We start from the raw sequence: 3290 nt of genomic DNA on the forward strand, positions 1-3290 counted from the left end.
TGGGGTGGCGCTTTGGCCGGTGTACCCCAGATAACAGGCGACTTGCCGCAGCGCCGCAAGTCGGCAGCCATGGGCCACTTGCGGCCATTCTGATCCGCAGCGATATTGTGGGTCTCCTGAAGCATATGTGGCCGGGGACCAATCGTGATACTGCCCTTCAAGACGGTGGACGTCTTTACAGGAACTCGTTTCCACGGCAATCCACTTGCTGTGGTGCTGGATGCCGGGCGCCTCTCCACTTCTCAGATGCAGTCCATTGCACGCGAGTTCAATTACTCTGAGACCGCCTTCGTGTGTCCCCCACAGGATCATCATAACACGGCGGAGGTGCGGATATTCACGCCCACCGTTGAAGTCCCCTTCGCCGGTCACCCAAATATCGGCACGGCTTTTGTATTGGCCTCGTTTCCCGAATATGCCGACAAGGACGTACTTCATTTCGAAGAGCGCGCGGGACTTGTTTCGACGCGCATTATTCGTAGCCAAGGGAAAGTTGTCCGCACAGAGCTTACTGCTCCGCAAACACTTTCCGTCTCATCGAAGTTCGGAGCCGACGCAATCGCTGATTGCCTCGGGCTTGATGCGACGGATATTTGTGTCGAGCGCCATGGTCCGGTCATCGCATCTGTCGGACTGCCCTTTCTGATCGCAGAGGTTCAGTCCCGCGAAGCATTGGCCAACGCCACCCCCCGCGCGGCCGCTTTTGCGCGGTATCTTCCGAGGGACGGCGCTGATGCCATTTACATCTATACCCACGACGTCGCGCCGAAAGATGGACAAGACATCAATCTATCGGCACGCATGTTCGCACCATGGGACGGTCTGCCAGAAGACCCGGCAACTGGTAGTGCTACGGCGGCTGCCGTCGTTCTGGCCTGTCAGGCAGGCGCAGAGTTTCCCCGAATTGGTCCGGTGCGTGTCGCACAAGGCGTCGATATGGGACGGCCGTGCTTGGTCGAGGTTCTAGTGGACGGCCAAGCGAGTGACCATCCGACCGTACGCGTTGGCGGCGGCTGCGTCGATGTCATGGAAGGAACAATCAAACTCTAGCGGACGATTGTCTATGCCGCGACCGGGTGCCAATGTCCGAAGTGGGTCAAGGACGGCTGTCGGCGGCAGGCGGACGACACAGCCGGACTTCCCCCAGCTCCGGAAATGCCCCGTGCGGCCCGGCACTTACGTTCCGGGCCAACAGCAGACCTTCCGGCGTGCCATGTAACTGGGTCGCGCCCTGCTTCCACTGGATGGTCAGTTGGTCAACCCTGCTTCACCACTTCCAGCATTTCGCTGAAACCGGGCGCCGCTAACCCTGTGATGAAGGCCGTGAGCGACATCTTCGCAAATGCGTAAGCCACATCAGGTGAGCCAGACGCCAAACGTCCCTCCGCTACGGCGGCGCGAAATTCTATGGGTGTCATTCCTGCAAGATCTTCGTTGGATGCCGACCGGTGCAGTGTCCCCAAAAGGCTATCGAGAACGATGCAACCGTAGAAGAGTCGCGTAAGCAGTCGAATAACGCTCAGTCGAGCGCGCAAGCGGCGATCGGGGACTGCACCAAACGCCGTCTCCAGTAAAATTGCCTCAAGCTCCGCCGATTCCGCCACTTCGATGGTCAGAATCGCCAGGTCAACCAGCGGATCATTTCGCCAAGCGAGTTCCCAATCGACAAGCCAAACGTGCTTGCCGTCGAAGAGGATATTTCGCACGTTTGGGTCATTGTGGCTTGAAACCAATGAGGACGAGTCCCACGGAAGCGCTGCGCGAATCAGAGCAAGCCCCTCAGCGTGACGGTCCAACTGACCGGACGCGAAGCGTCCTGACTTTACGAGTTTAATCATGATGTTCTGAATCAGCTCTGGATAATCGAGCATGATCGGAAACGGTGGACTCGACTGTAGCTGCGCCGTGAGCTTGCCGAGAGCGCGTACCGCTCCTGCGAGTCCGTCAGGATGCTGCGCGAGTGGTCTGTTTGGTACAAAATCCATAACCGACAGGCCGGTCGCCGCATCTGAGTAGTGTACGGCAGGCGCAGCGCCGACCGCGGCGGCTGTGGTCATGCATGAAAGGCCTCTCTGGCGATCTTGGAGTGCGACGCGTTCAGGTTCGATCCGCAGCACATAATCTCGCTCTCTTACTTCAAAGCGAAGGATCAGCGCTCCCGAAACTCCGCCCTTCAGGGGCCGAAGAGCAGCTACATTCCAAGTACCGAACACGGTCTTAAGAGCAGCGCGCACGTCATCGAGGCGAGCTTCGGGTACTATTTTCGAGACGTGCATGTTCGTCCAGACGCTTGAACGGCGGCCGACACTATCGCGCGGGCTACCCAAGGCGGGCCTTCAGGCGAAAGCCCAAAGTCTCTGTTTAGGACGAAGTATCCACTGGCCCGCGGCCTCCATGCGTATCCTGAGGCTATCAAATTCAAACTCTAGCGGTCAAGCTACTATGCACTTTACCGACCAGCTTGTGTCTCAGAGACGTCTCAGTTGGGTCAAAACCAGCCTTATCGACCTGGGATGTGGCTTCTGCTCTGGCCCGGCGAGCCGATGTCCTTGACGCCGACCAGAGGTCTCAAACGGGCCAGTAGGCGACGCGAGTGCTCTCGTCTACAATGACGCAGACGCCAGATCTGCGTGGACCTTGGAGCCGGGCAATGAAGTCGTTGAGATGCCGATCACTACTGATTGCTGTCACCACGTTTGTGTTGATTTCGGGATGCGTGGCGGATGAACTCGTGGTTGTGCTCAGCAGTGCAAAAGCAGGTCACGATGAGCGAACAGGAAGGCCCATCCTGAACTTGATCTTCGCGGAGACGTCCAAGGAAACGCTGCGTATTCTTGGCAACAGCAATCTTGGTCAGCCGCTTGAGCTTCGTCTTGCGGGACGGACGCTTCTGACCCCGGTCATTCGAGAGCCCATGGAAGGCGGGACCTGGCAGATCAGTGATCGCGATTGGACGGATCAAGAAGTGATCGATCTGGCTAAACAACTCAACAATGCCCCGAAAGGGGAACTTGAAGTCCGGACGATGCAGCCACGGAAGTAGTCCGCTTCGGGTCCCAAGCCGCCTCTCGGTCCCGCCGTGGGTTACTTCCGGTTGTGCCCCGGGAGCTGACATCGCCCGCGTCGACTGGAAGTCCGGGATGGGCCGATTTCGTTGAAAAAGTCGCCAGTTGCGGCGCAGAGATATCGGTGATTCAGTCTGTCTAATTGGCGGGACTGAAGGTCATGATGGGGCATCGGCAAGTCGAACAGGCTGCGTTGTTCTATGAGTTCTCGCTGGAAAGGCACAT

3 protein-coding genes are annotated in these 3290 nt (G+C 58.1%); 2 read left to right on the forward strand and 1 reads right to left on the reverse strand.

What is annotated here, in order from left to right; genetic code table 11:
* The first annotated feature begins 144 nt into the window (after positions 1–144).
* Positions 145–1050, forward strand: coding sequence for a PhzF family phenazine biosynthesis protein (locus QX073_RS34320; RefSeq protein ID WP_315754864.1), 906 nt, complete (start codon positions 145–147; stop codon positions 1048–1050).
* A gap of 206 nt (positions 1051–1256) precedes the next feature.
* Here QX073_RS34320 and QX073_RS34325 read toward each other — a convergent pair whose 3' ends face one another.
* Complete coding sequence (locus tag QX073_RS34325; protein ID WP_316176147.1) at positions 1257–2276, reverse strand: phosphotransferase; 1020 nt, start codon at positions 2274–2276, stop codon at positions 1257–1259.
* Positions 2277–2650: 374 nt separating this feature from the next.
* Here QX073_RS34325 and QX073_RS34330 point away from each other — a divergent pair, with 374 nt between their 5' ends.
* Positions 2651–3043, forward strand: coding sequence for a SecDF P1 head subdomain-containing protein (locus QX073_RS34330; protein ID WP_316227124.1), 393 nt, complete (start codon positions 2651–2653; stop codon positions 3041–3043).
* Positions 3044–3290 lie beyond the last annotated feature (247 nt).

The sequence above is a fragment of the Bradyrhizobium sp. SZCCHNS3052 genome, assembly GCF_032484495.1.
Lineage (GTDB): Bacteria > Pseudomonadota > Alphaproteobacteria > Rhizobiales > Xanthobacteraceae > Bradyrhizobium.